21 protein-coding genes and 1 tRNA gene are annotated in these 15673 nt (G+C 57.9%); 10 read left to right on the top strand and 12 right to left on the bottom strand.

What is annotated here, in order from left to right; translation table 11 throughout:
• The first annotated feature begins 16 nt into the window (after nucleotides 1–16).
• Genes bufB through LA304_RS16805 form a run of 3 tightly spaced genes read left to right on the top strand, consistent with a single transcriptional unit; the run spans nucleotide 17 to nucleotide 2104 of the window.
• A complete protein-coding gene (bufB, locus tag LA304_RS16815) occupies nucleotides 17–865 on the top strand; it encodes an MNIO family bufferin maturase (protein ID WP_224504341.1) in 849 nt (282 codons plus the stop codon).
• Entirely contained in the window at nucleotides 862–1584 is a 723-nt protein-coding gene (locus LA304_RS16810; RefSeq protein ID WP_224504340.1) for an HvfC/BufC N-terminal domain-containing protein, read from the top strand. Before bufB ends, LA304_RS16810 begins: the two co-directional genes overlap by 4 nt.
• A gap of 1 nt (nucleotide 1585) precedes the next feature.
• Nucleotides 1586–2104 carry a DoxX family membrane protein gene (locus LA304_RS16805; protein WP_224504339.1) on the top strand — a complete coding sequence of 173 codons (519 nt, stop codon included), beginning with the start codon at nucleotides 1586–1588 and terminating at the stop codon, nucleotides 2102–2104.
• Here the strand turns inward: LA304_RS16805 and LA304_RS16800 are convergent.
• Nucleotides 2096–2410: an arsenate reductase family protein gene (locus LA304_RS16800; protein WP_224504338.1), complete on the bottom strand. Its 315-nt coding sequence runs from the start codon at nucleotides 2408–2410 to the stop codon at nucleotides 2096–2098. The genes LA304_RS16805 and LA304_RS16800 overlap by 9 nt on opposite strands.
• Before the next feature lie 229 nt (nucleotides 2411–2639).
• On the opposite strand from LA304_RS16800, the gene LA304_RS16795 reads away from it, so the two are divergent.
• Together LA304_RS16795 and LA304_RS16790 are read left to right on the top strand one after the other, a co-directional pair.
• Nucleotides 2640–2846: a cold-shock protein gene (locus LA304_RS16795; protein WP_224504337.1), complete on the top strand. Its 207-nt coding sequence runs from the start codon at nucleotides 2640–2642 to the stop codon at nucleotides 2844–2846.
• A gap of 70 nt (nucleotides 2847–2916) precedes the next feature.
• The gene (locus tag LA304_RS16790; protein WP_224504336.1) at nucleotides 2917–3552 is read left to right on the top strand and encodes a GDSL-type esterase/lipase family protein; all 636 of its coding nucleotides are present in this window, start codon (nucleotides 2917–2919) and stop codon (nucleotides 3550–3552) included.
• Nucleotides 3553–3559: 7 nt separating this feature from the next.
• On the opposite strand, the gene LA304_RS16785 is transcribed toward LA304_RS16790, so the two are convergent.
• Nucleotides 3560–4033 (bottom strand): dihydrofolate reductase, encoded by a 474-nt coding sequence (locus LA304_RS16785; protein ID WP_224504335.1) that lies wholly within the window; start codon nucleotides 4031–4033, stop codon nucleotides 3560–3562.
• Nucleotides 4034–4042: 9 nt separating this feature from the next.
• Entirely contained in the window at nucleotides 4043–4837 is a 795-nt protein-coding gene (locus LA304_RS16780; RefSeq protein ID WP_224504334.1) for a thymidylate synthase, read from the bottom strand.
• 139 nt (nucleotides 4838–4976) lie between these two features.
• On the opposite strand from LA304_RS16780, the gene LA304_RS16775 reads away from it, so the two are divergent.
• A complete protein-coding gene (locus LA304_RS16775) occupies nucleotides 4977–5399 on the top strand; it encodes a VOC family protein (protein ID WP_224504333.1) in 423 nt (140 codons plus the stop codon).
• A gap of 13 nt (nucleotides 5400–5412) precedes the next feature.
• Here LA304_RS16775 and LA304_RS16770 read toward each other — a convergent pair whose 3' ends face one another.
• A complete protein-coding gene (locus LA304_RS16770) occupies nucleotides 5413–5910 on the bottom strand; it encodes a MarR family winged helix-turn-helix transcriptional regulator (RefSeq protein ID WP_224504332.1) in 498 nt (165 codons plus the stop codon).
• An 88-nt stretch (nucleotides 5911–5998) separates the two neighbouring features.
• Nucleotides 5999–6277, bottom strand: a complete 279-nt coding sequence (locus tag LA304_RS16765; RefSeq protein WP_224504331.1) for a succinate dehydrogenase assembly factor 2 — start codon at nucleotides 6275–6277, stop codon at nucleotides 5999–6001.
• Between the two features lie 123 nt (nucleotides 6278–6400).
• Between LA304_RS16765 and LA304_RS16760 the strand changes: the two genes are divergently transcribed.
• Both LA304_RS16760 and LA304_RS16755 read left to right on the top strand, forming a co-directional pair.
• On the top strand, nucleotides 6401–7603 hold the full coding sequence (locus LA304_RS16760; RefSeq protein WP_224504330.1) for a pyridoxal phosphate-dependent aminotransferase: 1203 nt from the start codon (nucleotides 6401–6403) through the stop codon (nucleotides 7601–7603).
• Entirely contained in the window at nucleotides 7600–8010 is a 411-nt protein-coding gene (locus LA304_RS16755; protein WP_224504329.1) for a hypothetical protein, read from the top strand. Before LA304_RS16760 ends, LA304_RS16755 begins: the two co-directional genes overlap by 4 nt.
• A 20-nt stretch (nucleotides 8011–8030) precedes the next feature.
• Here LA304_RS16755 and LA304_RS16750 read toward each other — a convergent pair whose 3' ends face one another.
• The 4 genes from LA304_RS16750 to LA304_RS16735 form a co-directional block, all read right to left on the bottom strand.
• Nucleotides 8031–9389 (bottom strand): MATE family efflux transporter, encoded by a 1359-nt coding sequence (locus LA304_RS16750; protein WP_224504328.1) that lies wholly within the window; start codon nucleotides 9387–9389, stop codon nucleotides 8031–8033.
• 82 nt (nucleotides 9390–9471) lie between these two features.
• A complete protein-coding gene (locus LA304_RS16745; protein ID WP_224504327.1) occupies nucleotides 9472–9966 on the bottom strand; it encodes a lipocalin family protein in 495 nt (164 codons plus the stop codon).
• The gene (locus LA304_RS16740; RefSeq protein WP_224504326.1) at nucleotides 9954–10304 is read right to left on the bottom strand and encodes a hypothetical protein; all 351 of its coding nucleotides are present in this window, start codon (nucleotides 10302–10304) and stop codon (nucleotides 9954–9956) included. The genes LA304_RS16745 and LA304_RS16740 overlap by 13 nt, the downstream gene beginning before the upstream one ends.
• A gap of 11 nt (nucleotides 10305–10315) precedes the next feature.
• Nucleotides 10316–11356, bottom strand: coding sequence for an aldo/keto reductase (locus LA304_RS16735; RefSeq protein ID WP_224504325.1), 1041 nt, complete (start codon nucleotides 11354–11356; stop codon nucleotides 10316–10318).
• Between the two features lie 210 nt (nucleotides 11357–11566).
• On the opposite strand from LA304_RS16735, the gene metG reads away from it, so the two are divergent.
• Entirely contained in the window at nucleotides 11567–13285 is a 1719-nt protein-coding gene (gene metG, locus LA304_RS16730; RefSeq protein WP_224504324.1) for a methionine--tRNA ligase, read from the top strand.
• A 188-nt stretch (nucleotides 13286–13473) separates the two neighbouring features.
• On the opposite strand, the gene LA304_RS16725 is transcribed toward metG, so the two are convergent.
• A tRNA-Leu gene (locus LA304_RS16725) sits at nucleotides 13474–13560 on the bottom strand.
• A gap of 88 nt (nucleotides 13561–13648) precedes the next feature.
• Here LA304_RS16725 and LA304_RS16720 point away from each other — a divergent pair.
• A complete protein-coding gene (locus tag LA304_RS16720) occupies nucleotides 13649–14395 on the top strand; it encodes a rhomboid family intramembrane serine protease (protein WP_224504323.1) in 747 nt (248 codons plus the stop codon).
• Nucleotides 14396–14453: 58 nt separating this feature from the next.
• Here LA304_RS16720 and LA304_RS16715 read toward each other — a convergent pair whose 3' ends face one another.
• Together LA304_RS16715 and LA304_RS16710 are read right to left on the bottom strand one after the other, a co-directional pair.
• Nucleotides 14454–14642, bottom strand: a complete 189-nt coding sequence (locus tag LA304_RS16715; RefSeq protein WP_224504520.1) for a hypothetical protein — start codon at nucleotides 14640–14642, stop codon at nucleotides 14454–14456.
• 221 nt (nucleotides 14643–14863) lie between these two features.
• Nucleotides 14864–15652 (bottom strand): inositol monophosphatase family protein, encoded by a 789-nt coding sequence (locus LA304_RS16710; RefSeq protein ID WP_224504322.1) that lies wholly within the window; start codon nucleotides 15650–15652, stop codon nucleotides 14864–14866.
• Nucleotides 15653–15673: the final 21 nt, after the last annotated feature.

Raw genomic sequence — 15673 nt, 5'->3', positions numbered from 1 at the left:
AAAGAGGGAGAGAAAGATGTTGGACCAACACAAATTCCTGCCGACGGCGGTTGGCGTCGGATACAAATCCGCGCACTTTTCGAACATTATGAGCGGGAATACCCCTGTCAAATGGGTCGAAATCCATGCGGAAAACTACATGGGCGCGGGTGGACGCCCTCTCGCGCAATTGCGGAGCCTTTATGAGAAATTACCGATCTCCGTCCATGGGGTCGGCCTCTCGATCGGCGGCGAAAGAGACCTCGACGCGGACCATCTGAAGCGCCTTAAGCACCTGATCGACTGGCTCGAGCCCGCATCGTTTTCCGAACACCTCGCTTGGTCCACGCACGACGGCGGCTTCTACAATGACCTTCTGCCCCTGCCCTATACGGACGCCACGCTGAACCGCGTTTGTGACCACATCGACCACGTGCAAGAGACCCTTGGACGACGAATGCTCCTCGAAAATCCCTCCTCCTATCTCGCCTTCGCGGAGAGCACATATGGCGAGGTCGATTTCCTCAGAGAGATCGTCAAGCGTACGGGCTGCGGCCTCCTTCTCGACGTCAACAACGTCTTTGTGTCAGCAACAAACCTCCGGCTCGACGCGTTCGAATATATCGACCACTTCCCCCATGACGCCGTCGGAGAGCTACACCTCGGCGGGCACAGCGAGGACGAAGATGAAAACGGTGCGCCGCTTCTGATTGACAGCCACGGGCAGAAAATCGTCGACCCGGTCTGGCATCTCTACACCTACACCCTCGCGACAGGCGGCCCAAAACCGACCCTCATCGAATGGGATACGGATGTCCCCGAATGGCCGGAACTGGAGGGAGAGGTCATCCGCGCGGCCGAGCGTCTTGAAAAGGTGCCCGCATGACACAGGCAACTTTCATCAAAGCCGCATTGGACCCGACCGCGCCCCTCCCTGCAGGCCTCGTGACACCGGAAGGAGCCCCTGCGACCAAACGATTTGCGGTCTATCGCAACAACATCGTCGTCGGCTTGAAAGACGCCCTCGCACAGGGGTTTCCGGCAGTCAAATCGCTCGTCGGCGACGAGTTCTTCTCCGCACTAAGCGACGCATTTCTCAGATCGCACCCACCGTCCGCCCCCCGGCTTCCGCTCTATGGCGCAGGGTTCGCAGAGTTCATTGCAGGCTTCGCCCCTGCCCAACCGGTCCCTTATTTACCCGACGTCGCTCGGCTCGAATACGCGCTCCGCGAAAGCTACCACGCGGCGGATAGCGCGCCTGTCGATGCCGGAGACCTGTCCGATCCTCTGCTCTTTACCCGCGCCGTCAAACTCGCGCCCAGTGTTCGGTGGATGTCGAGCGACTTCCCGATCACCTCGATCCACGCCTTCGCCCTTGGCGGGCCAAAGCCGGAGGGAGGAGCAGAGGACATTCTGATCACACGCCGCGCGTTTGATCCAGTTGCGACCTCATTTCCGCGCGGAACCATCAATGTTTTGGAGAAGCTGGCGGCAGGAGATGCGCTCGAACACGCGATTGAGGCCGCTCCAAAACAACTCGATCTCTCACTTTTTCTCCGCGCCCTTCTCGACGGCGCGGCAATCACCGCCATTCAGGAGGTCTGACATGTTTGCCCCGATCACCCGCGCATCCGTCCACGCATTGCCGCTCCTCGCCAGATTGACCTTCGCCGCTGTTCTCCTGCGCTATTTCTGGTCGTCAGCGCTCACGAAACTCGACGGCCCCTTCACCCCGACCTTCAACGCCTATGCGCAGATCTTTCCGCGACAGATGGAGGCCGCAGGGTACGACATTTCCGGTTTTGGCCTCTGGCATTGGGCGGTGATCATGGCCGGTAGCTACGCAGAACTTGTCCTGCCGCTCCTCATCCTCTTGGGGCTCGCGACGAGGCTTGCCGCCCTCGGCATGATCGGCTTTGTCATCGTCCAATCTCTGACGGACATCATCGGGCATGGCGTTGGCGCGGCCACAATCGGCGCCTTGTTTGATCGCGCCTCAGACGGCCTGATCCTCGACCAACGCGCACTTTGGATGTTCCTCCTCCTATCCATTGTGGGGCTAGGTGGTGGATGGTTCTCTTTAGATCGGGTGATTGCGAAGCGACTGCCCGGTCTGTCAGCCTAGCAATTCAGCCTGAACATCCTTGCCCCATCCGAGCAAAAGTTTGCCGTCCCGCTCGATCACCGGACGTTTCATCAAAGTCGGGTGCGCCATCAGGAGAGAAATCGGGTCTTCGTCGCGCTCCGCCTCCGAGAGACCACGCCATGTCGTCGAACGGGTATTCACCAAAGCTGCGCCAAATTCCCTATGGAATCGCTCAATCTCCGCGCGTGACAGCGGCTCTATGCGAATATCGTGCAGCGCAACACCGAGTGCTTTCGACGCTTTACGGCAGCTGTCACAGGTTTTGATTCCATAAATTTTGGTCATTTTGCCCTCACAAGTGGCGCAAATTATGGACATTCCCCGAAAAAATGGTGTGTCCAGATGCGTTACGATATTGTCGCTTGCCTTTATATCGAACTGCGGCAAACTCGAAAGTGTGACTGCTGACTTTCTAGAACGATTGCTCCTCACGGAGCAGCTAGCTGACTTGGAAGACCTGGCTGCACCGGACCTGCCGCACGTAGCGGCCGAACAAAATAGGAGACTTCGGACTATGCCCACCGGCACCGTCAAATGGTTCAACACGACCAAAGGTTATGGTTTCATCGCCCCTGACGAGGGCGGAAAAGATGTTTTTGTACATATTTCTGCCGTAGAACGTGCGGGCATGACTGGCCTCGCAGACAACATGAAAATCGGCTACGAACTTCGCGAAGGCCGTGATGGCCGCGCGTCCGCGACCGAACTTCAGGCGCTCTGAGAAATCTTTTTCTTGAAAGTCGGCGGTTCCGGACGCACGTTCGGAGCCGCTTTACTTTTTGGAGAGACCCATGCCTGTGATCCTCACTTTCGGCGACAGCAACACCCACGGCACCCAGCCGATGGAGACGCGGCCCTCTGATCGCCCGAGACACGCCCGTCGTTGGCCTGTCGTAATGGCGGAAAAACTGGGCTGGGATCTCGTAGAAGAAGGTCTCCCCGGTCGTACCTTTGCCTTTCCCGATCCCGAGATGGGACCGCATATGGATGGCCGTCTTGGGCTGTTCATCGCGCTCGAAAGCCACGGGCCGATTGATGCACTGACAATCATGCTCGGCACCAATGATCTCAAAGCGCACTTCGAGGCAAGTCCTGAGGAGATCGCCGCCGCGCTCGGGTTCCACCTCGACGTCGCGCTCTCTGAAGAGATGCAGACGCGGCACGGCGGCTTTGAGCCGATTGTCATCCTGCCGCCTCGTGCACAAGGCGCGGGTGTTCTCGAAGAAATTTATGTCGGCGCATCAGCAAAGGTCGATGCGGTTCAGGCCGCCATGTGTGCTGAGGCCCAGGCTCGCGACGTCGCTGTTTTCGATGCGAATTCCGTGATTTCCGTGTCAGAGACCGATGGCGTGCACTTCGACGCCGCCGCGCACGAAACACTCGGCAAGGCCATCGCAGAGTTCATTCTCTCCGAGATTGAGGAGTGAGGTCCGCTTAGCGAACCCATTCCACAACTTCACAGCGCGGGCTGGCGTCCCGCACCACCATCCGTGAGACCTCTCGCCACTCCGCCGGGTCAAAGGTCGGGAACCATGTGTCCGGCTCATGCACCTCTGTATCCACTTCGGTGATCACCAAACGGTCGGCAAGTGGCAACATGGCCTCATAAATGCGAAAGCCCCCCATCGCATATATCCGAGCGCGCCCTTCGGACTGCGCGAATTCAATCGCTGCCTCAACGGTCGGGAAGACGTGCTCATGGTCGACACCTTGGCGCGAGACGACGATGTTCAGGCGGTTTTTCAAAGGTTTGAACGGCAGGCTATCCCACGTATGACGCCCCATGATGACCGCGCCCCCCATGGTTTCGCGCATGAAGAACTTCAAATCCTCAGGCGCTTCCCACGGGATTGTGTTGTCTTTGCCAATGGCGCCATTGCGGTCGCGTGCAGCGATAAGCGTAATCATCGTTTGCCCTCAGACAGCGACAGGCGCTTTGATCGCACCGTCCGGATCGTAGTCGAGAATTTCGATGTCGTCATAGGTGAACGCGAAGAGGTCTTTCACGTCCGGATTAAGACGCAGTTTCGGCAAGGTTTTCGGCGTGCGCGACAGTTGCAGATCCACCTGCTCCATGTGGTTGGAGTAGATATGCGCATCGCCGATGGAGTGGACGAAGGTGCCTGCTTCGTAGCCAGTCACCTGTGCGAGCATGGCGAGCAGAAGAGAATAGGACGCAATGTTGAACGGCACGCCGAGGAACATGTCGGCAGAGCGTTGATAGAGTTGGAGATGCATTTTGCCGCCGAGGATTTTCACCTGCCATAGCGTATGACACGGCGGCAGCGCCATGTTGTCCACCTCGGCGGGGTTCCATGCGGACACGATCAGACGACGGGAATCGGGGCTTTTCTCTATGGAGTTCAAGAGTGTCTTGATCTGGTCAATCGAGCCACGCTCACCACCTGGCCATTTCCGCCATTGTGCGCCATAGACCGGCCCGAGATCGCCATTCTCATCGGCCCACTCGTCCCAGATCGAAACACCGTTCTCTTTCAGATAGCGGATGTTGGTGTCACCAGAGAGAAACCACAAAAGTTCATGGATGATCGACCGCAGGTGGAGTTTTTTGGTCGTGACCATCGGGAATCCATCAGCGAGGTCATAACGGGCCTGCAAGCCGAAATAGGAGCGGGTTCCGGTCCCTGTGCGGTCAGTCGTATCAACCCCATGCGCCAAGATGGTTTTCAACTGCTCGTGGTACTGATGCATGCCTGCCCCCAAGATATAGTGGTCATCCTCCATCTATACGAATGCAACGGGGGATTCGCAAAGGTGCATCGACGTCCGAATTGAAATCAGGCCCCCTTGCTTTAGACTCGGGAGGAAATGCGACAGAGGAGAAACTCACATGCGCTATTTACACACGATGGTCCGCGTCAAGGATTTGGAAAAATCGATGGCGTTCTACGAATTGCTTGGCCTCAAGGAAACCCGCCGGATCGACAACGAGGGCGGCCGTTTCAGCCTCGTATTCATGGCACCCGAGGGACAGGAAGAATGCCCTGTCGAGTTGACATACAACTGGGATGGTGACGACGGCCTCCCGTCAGACAGCCGCCATTTCGGCCACCTCGCCTATGAGGTCGAAGACATCTATGCGCTCTGTCAAAAGCTCATGGACAATGGCGTCGTGATCAACCGTCCGCCGCGAGACGGGCACATGGCCTTCGTCCGCTCGCCCGATAACGTGTCCATTGAACTGCTTCAAAAAGGTGAAAACCTCGCTCCGGCGGAGCCGTGGGCGTCGATGGAAAACACTGGCCACTGGTGAGCACAGGCTGTCGTCAGTAGATGTAGCGGATCTGGTCGGTCCAATAGCGCTCGACCCGTTTCAGAGCGGCATTGATCGACTCGATACCCTCTGTGCTGATGACATTCTTCGCCAAGAGGCCCTCAGCGTGGCGGGAAAACAGTTCCGCCACGGTGCGCCGCACGAGATCGCCTTTATCCGTGAGTTTCACACGCACGGAACGGCGGTCGATCTCGCACCGTTGATGGTGCATGTAGCCCATCTCCACCAACTTCTTAAGATTGTAGGAGACATTCGAGCCCTGATAGTAGCCGCGCGTTTTCAATTCGCCGGCCGTCACCTCGTTTTCACCGACATTAAAAAGTAGCAGGGCCTGAACGGCATTGATTTCGAGAACGCCGATCCGCTCAAACTCGTCCTTGATCACATCAAGAAGAAGCCTGTGCAGGCGCTCCACAAGAGACAGCGCGTCGAGGTATTGCACCATAAACGGGCTTTCCACGGGCGCTGGAAATGCTGAATGGATGCTCATCTGTCACTCCGCATAATGGTTCGTCGGAGGACAGATTGGGCGAAATATCCGAAGATATCGTTAAGTGCCTTGAACTGGCGTGAAGCTGTTAGCCTTTCACACCCCAGCTCGCGTGATCAGCGGACGCAATCAACTTATCGAGCATCGGTTTGATCGGCGCAGGCGTCGGCTTGAGGCCCGTTGCATAAGACAGCAAGTCCTGATCGTGTTCGTCCATCAGACGCTCGAACTCATCGAGTTCCTCTTCGGTCATCGTTGGGAGATGTTCGTCAGCATAGCCGCCGATCAGAAGATCCATCTCTTTGATCCCACGGCGCCATGCGCGGATTTTCAGACGCTTGCGACGGATTTCGATGGTCTCGGTCATGCGATACTCCCTTTGATCGGTGGCTTTTTGCACCCATCAGGCGTTTATCGCAAGGGACGTCTTGGCCTCGGTCGATCTTTGCCGTTATCTCTACCGCAAACACCCTCTTCTCGGAGCCCTCCCATGTCTTTTCTGTCCGAAACCCTTTCCCGCGTAAAACCGTCTCCGACCATCGCAGTCACGAACAAGGCCGCTGAACTCAAGGCGGCTGGCAAGGACGTCATCGGTCTCGGCGCGGGCGAGCCGGATTTCGACACGCCGGAGAACATCAAGGCCGCGGGCATCCGCGCCATTGAAGAGGGCAAAACCAAATACACCGCAGTTGACGGCATTCCGGAACTCAAGAAAGCCATCTGCGCAAAGTTCAAACGCGACAACGGGCTGGATTACACGCCTGCACAAGTGTCCGTATCCAGTGGCGGCAAGCAGGTTCTCTTCAACGCCTTGGTTGCGACTCTAAATCCAGGTGACGAAGTAATCATCCCGGCGCCCTATTGGGTTTCTTATCCTGACATGGTCCTGCTTGCGGGCGGGACGCCGGTGGCCATTGAGGGCACGCTGGAAAACGCGTTCAAGATCACGGCGGAACAGCTCGAGGCAGAGATCACGCCCAAAACCAAATGGCTGATCTTCAACTCGCCGTCCAACCCGACTGGCGCGGGCTATTCCAAATCCGAACTCAAGGCGCTCACAGACGTGTTAATGAAGCATCCACATGTCTGGGTTATGACCGATGACATGTATGAGCACCTCGCCTTTGACGGCTTTGAATTCTGCACCCCGGCCGAGATCGAACCAGGCCTCTATGACCGTACGCTTACGGTGAACGGGGTTTCCAAAGCCTATGCCATGACCGGCTGGCGCATCGGTTACGCGGCAGGTCCCGTCGAACTAATTGCGGCCATGCGGAAGGTGCAGTCGCAGTCCACCTCGAACCCCTGCTCGATTTCCCAATACGCAGCAGTTGAGGCTCTAAACGGACCGCATGATTTCATTGCGGAAAACAACAAAGCTTTCGTGCGTCGCCGGAACCTTGTCGTCGAGATGCTGAACGCCGCCGAGGGGATCAAGTGCCCGACGCCGGAGGGGGCCTTCTACGTCTATCCGGACATCGCAGGGTGCCTTGGCAAGACCTCTGCCGGCGGTGCAAAGATCGAGACCGACGAAGATTTCGCGACGGCGCTCCTCGAAGAAACCGGCGTCGCCGTCGTCTTTGGGGCGGCCTTCGGATTGTCGCCGAACTTCCGCGTGTCTTACGCGACCTCCGACGAGACCCTGAAAGAGGCCTGCACACGCATCCAAAACTTCTGCGCGGGTCTCAAATGAGCGTAGACCTGCCTGAGTTCTACTTCCGTGTCCGCGAAAACGGGGCCTTTGTGTTTCGCGTGGATACGGAAAATCGGCAGCGCCGGATCGAGATGCAGCAGATCGCTGTGCTCAATATCAAGAACGGCGAGATCAAACCGCAGGGCGGCCGCGAGTTGTCGGACTCGGAAATGAAGGCGATCACAGAATGGATGGCAGAACGCCGCGAGACGCTCGCCCGTCGTGACATGGATGATATCTTCCGCGCGATTGATTACCTGAACTTCACCGCACACTGGGCGCAGTCAAAGGCGACGGATGATCAGCTAGAGGACGTGACTGATGATCTTCTTCTTGCCATGCACGACTTGCGCACCGTTCTGGTGCGGAAAAAGTCGGAGCGGCTGCTCAAAAAAGCGCGCGACTGAAACGCGGCGCGCGAGCGTGATCAAGCGCTCCGCGAGATGCGCGACTTATACTTCCAGAACCGGAAGCTCATCGTCAGCCATGCAGTTGTGAGGCCGAAGACAAAGCCCATCCAGATGCCCTTTGCGCCCCAATCGAGGACAAAGCCGAAGACGTAGGACGCGGGCATCCCGAGCGCCCAGTAGCTGAATGCGGCGAGCCACATCGGCACGGCTGTGTCGTGCAGCCCGCGTAGCAGCGACAGGGCGACCACCTGTCCACCGTCCGAAAACTGGAGCATCGCGGCGATCACAATCAGCATGCCGCCGATGGCAAGAACTTCATCCCGCGCGGGTTCATCCGGCGCGATGAACAGCCCGATGAGAAAATCCGGAAAGAGCAGGAAGAGCGCCGAAGAGATCGCGGCCATACACAACGAAAGTCCGACGACGACAATGGCCCCCTTGCGAAGATCCGCCTCGTCCTCGCGCCCCATTGCGTTTCCGGCCCGAATGGTGCCCGCCTGAGACAGCCCGATCTGGGTCATAAACGCGATGGCTGTGAGTTGCAGAACGATCCCGTGCGCGGCGAGTTCGGCAGTGCCGATCCACCCCATCATCAGGGCAGCAGCGTTGAACAGGCCCACCTCGGACAGTGACGTGATCCCGATCGGCACGCCCATCCGAAAGACCGTTGCGAACATGGACCAGTCTGGCTTGAGCGGATTACGGAACAGATCGTTTTCGGGCGTGGCCTTTGCCGCATAGACCGCGAGCACGATGAGCATCACGAAATTGACGATCAGTGAGGCAATCGCAGACCCGAGAACCCCGAGTTCCGGCGCACCGAAATTGCCGAAAATGAAAATGTAGTTGAGGCCCGCATTGAGAATGACCGCACCAATCACGGCAATCAGGACGACCCGCGTGCGCTCCAGCGCGGAAAAGTAGCTCCGGAACACAGCGACGATCAGGGCAGGCACCATCTCGATCCCCGCCACCGCCAGATAGGGCCGCGCCTGGGCCGCGATGTGGGGCTGTTGGCCCAGAGCCACAAGGATGTCATCCGAGAAGCCGAAGATCGGATAGATCACAATCGCGGCCAAGATCGAAATCCAGATCGCCATCCGCGTCGCGCGGCGCACCATCGTGGAATCCCCCCGCCCCGCAGCAGTTGCGACGAGCGGCATCACTGCGAACGCAAAGCCCGCGAGCAGGATGAATAGGATAAACCAGAAACCGGACGCGAGCACCAACGCTGCAAGCTCATCAAGGCCATACCAGCCCATCATGATGACATCGGTCATATGCACAGCAAACTGCGCGATCTGGCTTCCCGCCAGCGGCAGGCCAAGAATGAGAACTTTCTTGGCGTGTTCGAAGTATGTGCGCTCCATGGTCATACCTTGGCCTATAGGGTGCTTTTCTTCGACCGCCTAGTCAAATTTGAGGGAGGCCCTCATGCCAAACTGTGATCGATCGTGCCTAGCGACGTCTGGACGGGCGCAATTTGGAGACGTCGAAGCCATTCCACGCCAGGATTTCATGAACCGCAATTTGGCGGTCCGGCGGCAGCGTCAGCTCACGCGAAAGCACATGCGCCGCCCCGCTTGGTGTCCCGATCACTGCGGTGTGGTAAGTCGCATCAACCCACAACACCCACAATTCATCCCCCGCGAAGGCAAACCGGCCCGGACCAATCGACCGCGCAAGACCGGAGCGCGGCGCTCCATCGGCGCACGGACCTTCCGTCACGGTGAGATCACCATTCTTTTGGCGGGTGAAAGTCACCGCCCCAATCACACAGGATTTTCCGTCCGGCACAAAGGCCTCAACCTCATACCAACGACCGGAGAACTGGATCAGGTCGAGCGTCACGATTGAGGACATCGGAACATCTTGGTCTCTGAACCCGGTCGCCGTCGGAGAGAGACATCCGCTCAACGCGACAAGGGCCAGAGCCGCAATCAATCCACGCATAGCGTCACACGGCGACCCGCGGCATCGAGCACTTCGTTACACCCGAAGAGGGGCGAAATCGGCGAGCAGGATTTGGACCGAGCGAGACACATGTTGGTCGAACAATCCGTAGACCGCTCACACGATTTCCCTGCGTCTCGCGGGGTTTCGATGCAGGTCATGAATCCCGCAACGCCGCCCGTCCCCCAGCGTCCACCACGGGCCTCACAGGCGGCGCGCTGGGAATCCATCACGCTCATCTGCGAGGAAAAGCCCCCGACCTCCTCTTGCTCTGCGTCTGTCGGCTGACAGGCCGCCAGACCGAGGCAGAGGATCGTGAATAGGCCGAGGTGCTTCATGCGGGTTTTCCTTAGAATGGAAGCGGATGTGCGCGGTGCACCACTTCAATCTCTTTCAGAAGGTCTTCTGACAGAGTGAGCTCAGCCGCATCAAGCGATTTTTCGAGTTGCTCCACCGAAGTCGCCCCGATGATCGGCATGACATCAAACGGCCGCGTCATTGTCCAGGCGACAGCCATTGTCGCCGGATCAAGACCATGTTTCTGAGCGAGCTCCACATAAGCCGCGACAGCAGGCCACGCGCGATCAGTAACACGTCCGCCCAAATTCCCATTCAAATCCATGCGCGATCCTTTGGGAACCACGGTGCCGCCCTTGTATTTATCGGTCAACAGACCGGCAGCGAGGGTCGAGTATGCGAGCAGCGTGATGTCTTCATGCACGGCGAGTTCCGACAGATCGACATCATACAAGCGGTACATCAGAGAATATTCGTTCTGGATGGACTGCATCCGCGGCGCACCCATTTCAGTGGCCAGACGCAGCCACTGTGCCATCCCCCAAGCGCTCTCGTTCGAGGTCCCGAACTCGCGCACTTTGCCCTTTTTCTGGACCTCGCCCATGACCTCGAGGACCCCACGCATGTTGTCCTCAATCTCTGCTTTCGACGGCTGTTTCGACGGATCGAATTTCCAGTTTTGGCGGAACGCATAGGAGCCGCGGTTCGGCCAGTGCAGTTGGAAGAGATCGACGTAGTCCGTTCGCAGCCGCTTCAGGGTCTCATCCAGACGCGCCTCGAAATTGTGCGCATGGATGCCGTCCTCATTGATGTTCCCGCCGCCAGCGATTTTGGATGCGATGATCCAATCCTCACGACCGCCACGGTCGGCGACGTAATTCCCGATAATCGTTTCCGTGTCACCCGCCGTTTCTTTCTTCACCGGGTTCACCGGATACATCTCGGCCGTATCGATAAAATTGATCCCGACCTCTTTTGCACGGTCGATCTGATCGAAGCCTTCTTGTTGGGTGTTCTGGCTGCCCCAAGTCATAGAGCCGAGACAAATTTCGGAAACCAGAAGGTCACTCTGGCCAATTTTGCGCATTTTCATGGAATTTTTGTCCTGATCTTGATTTGGGCACACACTAGCGGAGCCCCCTCCGAGGGCAACCCCGTGGGCTGCACACCCACCTCCCACAAAAATGCCAGCGTCGATTTGGGGTCTTTTTAGGCAGGCACGCCCCTCACCTCTGGCCCTTTGAGCGCGGGCGCGATAGAGAAGCTGAAACCCTCATGCAACGGACGTTCGGACGAGACCCTCATGGCACGCACGCTCATCACTTCCGCCCTGCCTTATATCAACGGCATCAAACACCTCGGCAACCTCGTTGGCTCGCAATTGCCAGCCGATCTCTATGCCCGCTACCGTCGCTCTCGCGGTGATGAGGTGTTGTTCCTCTGCGCAACCGACGAACACGGGACGCCTGCAGAGATCGCCGCACAAAAGGCTGGCAAGCCCGTCGCGGATTACTGTCAGGAAATGCACGACGTTCAGTCCGAAATTGCCGCTGGTTTCCGCCTGTCCTTCGACCACTTCGGACGCTCCTCGGCTGCCGCGAACCATGCGCTAACGCAGCATTTGGCAAAGCGCCTCTATGATGCGGGCCTCATTGAGGTCGTTGAGGAGACGCAGATCTATTCCAACACCGACGGTCGCTTCCTGCCCGACCGCTACATCGAGGGCACCTGCCCGAACTGCGGCTATGACTCCGCCCGCGGGGACCAGTGTGACAACTGCACCAAACAGCTCGACCCGACCGACCTGATTGAGCCGCACTCGACGATTTCCGGCGCGACGGACCTTGAACAGCGCAGCACGAAGCACCTCTACCTCAAGCAGTCCAACATGCGCGATGCGCTCAATGAGTGGATCGACAGCAAGACCGACTGGCCGGTTCTGACGACCTCCATTGCGAAGAAGTGGCTCAATGACGGTGACGGCCTGCAAGACCGCGGCATCACCCGCGATCTGAGCTGGGGTGTGCCGGTACAATTCGAGGGCGCACCTTGGGACGGCATGGACGGAAAAGTCTTCTATGTTTGGTTCGATGCGCCGATTGAATATATCGCATGTGGGGCTGAGTGGGCGCAGGCTCAAGGGCTTTCGGATGCGGATTGGGAACGCTGGTGGCGAACCGACAAAGGCGCGGACGATGTTCGATATGTTCAATTCATGGGCAAGGACAACGTGCCGTTCCATACCCTCTCCTTCCCGGTCACGATGCTCGGCTCGGACGAGCCGTGGAAGATGGTCGACTACATCAAATCGTTCAACTATCTGAACTATGATGGCGGTCAGTTCTCTACCTCTCGCGGTCGCGGCGTGTTCATGGATCAGGCCCTTTCGATCCTGCCGTCTGATTACTGGCGTTGGTGGCTCCTGAGCCATGCGCCGGAGAGCTCTGACTCCGAGTTTACTTGGGAAAACTTCCAACAGTCCGTGAACAAAGACCTCGCAGACGTGCTTGGCAACTTCGTCTCGCGGATCACGAAGTTCTGCCGCTCCAAGTTTTCTGAGGCCGTACCTGAAGGCGGCGAATACGGCGAACAGGAACAGTCTCTTATCGCCGACCTGACCGCGAAAGTTGCTGAATATCAGACACATATGGACGCCATCGAGGTCCGTAAGGGCGCAACAGCGCTCCGCGCCATCTGGGTCGCGGGCAACGAATATCTGCAATCCGCAGCTCCGTGGGCGACCTTCAAGGAAGACCCCGAGAAAGCCGCCGCACAAGTGCGCCTTGGCCTCAACCTCATCGGCCTCTACGCCCGTCTCTCCGCACCGTTCATTCCGGATGCGGCTGGCAAACTCCAGACCGCGCTCGGCCTCGACACCCTCGACTGGCCGGAAGATGTCGCAGCGGCTCTGAGCGCGCTGCCCGCAGGTCACACCTTTGCTGTTCCGGACAACCTGTTCACCAAGATTGCCGATGAGCAGCGCGAGGAATGGCAGGAAAAATTCGCGGGTACGCGGACCTAACACCCAGCCATACGCTATGTTCGAATGAGACAAGCCGCCTCTCCCACCGGAGTGGCGGCTTCTTTCGTAAAAGTCCCGAAAATTGCCGGTCGGACTTTCGTCGGGCAAGTGTCTGACTTTTGTCGGACTTTTTGTCGGGCACAAAGACCTTCCCCAATCGAGGAACACCTGCAAACTGATCTGAAAGGTGGTACCCGCGGCCGGACTCGAACCGGCACGGCCTATACGGCCTAAGGATTTTAAGTCCTCTGTGTCTACCATTCCACCACGCGGGCAACGCGGCTTGAGGACTATAGTCGAGAGGTCCCTGGTGTAAAGATCGGTTTTCCTTGACCTCTTCCAAAGCGCCCCCAAATAGAAGCCATGTTTCCGATCCGCGATCATAATCCCTCACGCAATCCGGCGTTCGTGACCTATCTGCTGATGGGCCTGAATATCGCGGTCTTTCTCGCGATGCTGCCGTCCTATGGCGATGATCGTGCGCTCGTGTCTGTGTTTTCGGACTGGGCCCTGATCCCTGCGCGGATCAGTTACGGGGAAGGATACTACACCTTCCTGACCTCAATGTTCATGCACGGCGGGTTCATGCATATCGCGGGGAACATGCTCTTTCTTTGGATATTCGGGGACAATCTCGAAGATGAGATGGGGCATCTTCGGTATCTCGGGTTCTATTTACTCTGTGGCATTGCTGCGGGACTCGCGCAGTATGCTGCTGCGCCGTCCGCCATGGTGCCAATGGTTGGCGCATCCGGCGCGATTGCAGGAGTTATGGGGGGCTATCTGTTGCTCTTCCCGAGAGCCCGCGTCGACGTGCTCTTCATCTTCATCATCTTTTTCAAAGTCATCCCCCTGCCCGCGTGGCTCATGCTCGGCGCTTGGTTCGCGTTTCAAGTGCTGGGCGAAATGGGGAACGGCGGCCAACTCGGCGGCGTGGCCTACCTTGCGCATGTGGGCGGCTTCGCAGCTGGCGTGATCGCTGCATTTCCGATCTGGAAACGTTTGGGAGGTGCTGCGTTTTGGGATCGCACACGTGGCCACCCGACACATGCAGAGGCTCGCTATCGCTTTTCGAAAACATCAGTTCCAAACGTAAGACGCCGCCGGTAAGCGAAATCTCAGCCGCGTATTGAGATCAACGAAAAGATCGATAGGACAGGCTGCTGTATCAGTGGACGAGAACCGAAATCTGCTGAATGTCAGCATCAAGCTGCTCAGTGAAGCCAAACGCGCCTTCCCAGATAATTCCGATAACCATAATACCCATACCGATAATTGCCGACGTCAGCACAACAAAATCGACGGTGACCGCGCCATCATCATCGTTCAAAAAGTCTTTAGAGTGTGATTTCAACATATTACGCACGCGGTTTTCTCCGAAGGTTTCGGCGTTGCAGCAAAATTTACAATGAAACTGGGCAACAATACGGCAAAATCAGGGGTTTTTCACCAAACAGCCAACACTAATCCGATTGCAGCGAGGTTAGGTTCGATTTTGGAAACGATCGGGCGGAATTATTGCGTAAAATTCGACAGAAACCGCCCAACACGTCTGCCGATCGCGGTGATCCTGCCGGATTACGCGCCGCGAATAACCTTAGAGAATCGCTCGAACATCACTTCGTTTGCGCAAACCACTTCGCCATCGGTGAGCGGGTTGCCTTCCGGGGTGATGGATTCGACGAAACCGCCCGCTTCTTTCACGAGCAGGATGCCAGCGGCCATGTCCCAAGCGTTCAAGCGACGTTCCCAGAACCCGTCGTAACGGCCAGCCGCAACATACGCGAGGTCGAGCGCAGCAGCGCCCCAGCGACGGACACCTGCGGTCGCGGGCAGGAGGCGAGCGAGGTCCTTGAGCGTTTCCGGCAGATCGGCACGGCCACCGAACGGCAGGCCGGTCGCGAAGATCGACTCGATCATTTTGGAACGGTCAGACACGCGGATCCGCTGGTCGTTCATCCAGGCGCCTGCGCCCTTTTCGGCCCAGAACAATTCGCCTTTTGCCGGATCGAACACGACGCCGGACACGATTTCGCCCTTGTGCTCAAGCGCGATAGAGATCGCCCAGTGCGGCAGACCGTGCAGGAAGTTGGTCGTGCCATCGAGCGGATCGACGATCCAGCGACGGGTCGGGTCCTGACCTTCTTTGGCCTTGCTTTCCTCGCCGAGCCAACCGTAGGTCGGGCGCGCTTCGGTCAGAATTTCGTAGATGATTTCCTCGGCGCGGATGTCGGCGCGAGACACGAAGTCGCCCGCACCTTTCGAGGAGACCTGAAGGTTCTCGACCTCACGGAAATCCTTGACGAGCGAGCGGCCTGCCGAACGGGCGGCTTTGATCATAACGTTGAGGTTGGCACTGCCTTGCATGGGACCGGTCTCCGGGCGGAT

The sequence above is a fragment of the Celeribacter litoreus genome (genome assembly GCF_020165855.1).
Lineage (GTDB): Bacteria > Pseudomonadota > Alphaproteobacteria > Rhodobacterales > Rhodobacteraceae > Celeribacter > Celeribacter litoreus.
Note: the sequence above shows the minus strand (reverse complement) of the source record. Positions and strands in the feature narration are given on the sequence as shown.

Bases quoted from the DNA above. Each gene is read 5' to 3' on its own strand.
- LA304_RS16720 (WP_224504323.1), top strand. From the start codon at position 13,649: ATGTTTCCGATCCGCGATCATAATCCCTCACGCAATCCGGCGTTCGTG.
- LA304_RS16795 (WP_224504337.1), top strand. From the start codon at position 2,640: ATGCCCACCGGCACCGTCAAATGGTTCAACACGACCAAAGGTTATGGT.
- LA304_RS16765 (WP_224504331.1), bottom strand. From the start codon at position 6,277: ATGACCGAGACCATCGAAATCCGTCGCAAGCGTCTGAAAATCCGCGCA.
- LA304_RS16745 (WP_224504327.1), bottom strand. From the start codon at position 9,966: ATGCGTGGATTGATTGCGGCTCTGGCCCTTGTCGCGTTGAGCGGATGT.
- bufB (WP_224504341.1), top strand. From the start codon at position 17: ATGTTGGACCAACACAAATTCCTGCCGACGGCGGTTGGCGTCGGATAC.
- LA304_RS16810 (WP_224504340.1), top strand. From the start codon at position 862: ATGACACAGGCAACTTTCATCAAAGCCGCATTGGACCCGACCGCGCCC.
- LA304_RS16775 (WP_224504333.1), top strand. From the start codon at position 4,977: ATGCGCTATTTACACACGATGGTCCGCGTCAAGGATTTGGAAAAATCG.
- LA304_RS16755 (WP_224504329.1), top strand. From the start codon at position 7,600: ATGAGCGTAGACCTGCCTGAGTTCTACTTCCGTGTCCGCGAAAACGGG.
- LA304_RS16770 (WP_224504332.1), bottom strand. From the start codon at position 5,910: ATGAGCATCCATTCAGCATTTCCAGCGCCCGTGGAAAGCCCGTTTATG.
- LA304_RS16740 (WP_224504326.1), bottom strand. From the start codon at position 10,304: ATGAAGCACCTCGGCCTATTCACGATCCTCTGCCTCGGTCTGGCGGCC.
- LA304_RS16710 (WP_224504322.1), bottom strand. From the start codon at position 15,652: ATGCAAGGCAGTGCCAACCTCAACGTTATGATCAAAGCCGCCCGTTCG.
- LA304_RS16790 (WP_224504336.1), top strand. From the start codon at position 2,917: ATGCCTGTGATCCTCACTTTCGGCGACAGCAACACCCACGGCACCCAG.
- LA304_RS16780 (WP_224504334.1), bottom strand. From the start codon at position 4,837: ATGCATCAGTACCACGAGCAGTTGAAAACCATCTTGGCGCATGGGGTT.
- LA304_RS16785 (WP_224504335.1), bottom strand. From the start codon at position 4,033: ATGATTACGCTTATCGCTGCACGCGACCGCAATGGCGCCATTGGCAAA.
- LA304_RS16735 (WP_224504325.1), bottom strand. From the start codon at position 11,356: ATGAAAATGCGCAAAATTGGCCAGAGTGACCTTCTGGTTTCCGAAATT.
- LA304_RS16800 (WP_224504338.1), bottom strand. From the start codon at position 2,410: ATGACCAAAATTTATGGAATCAAAACCTGTGACAGCTGCCGTAAAGCG.
- LA304_RS16805 (WP_224504339.1), top strand. From the start codon at position 1,586: ATGTTTGCCCCGATCACCCGCGCATCCGTCCACGCATTGCCGCTCCTC.
- LA304_RS16715 (WP_224504520.1), bottom strand. From the start codon at position 14,642: ATGTTGAAATCACACTCTAAAGACTTTTTGAACGATGATGATGGCGCG.
- LA304_RS16760 (WP_224504330.1), top strand. From the start codon at position 6,401: ATGTCTTTTCTGTCCGAAACCCTTTCCCGCGTAAAACCGTCTCCGACC.
- LA304_RS16750 (WP_224504328.1), bottom strand. From the start codon at position 9,389: ATGACCATGGAGCGCACATACTTCGAACACGCCAAGAAAGTTCTCATT.
- metG (WP_224504324.1), top strand. From the start codon at position 11,567: ATGGCACGCACGCTCATCACTTCCGCCCTGCCTTATATCAACGGCATC.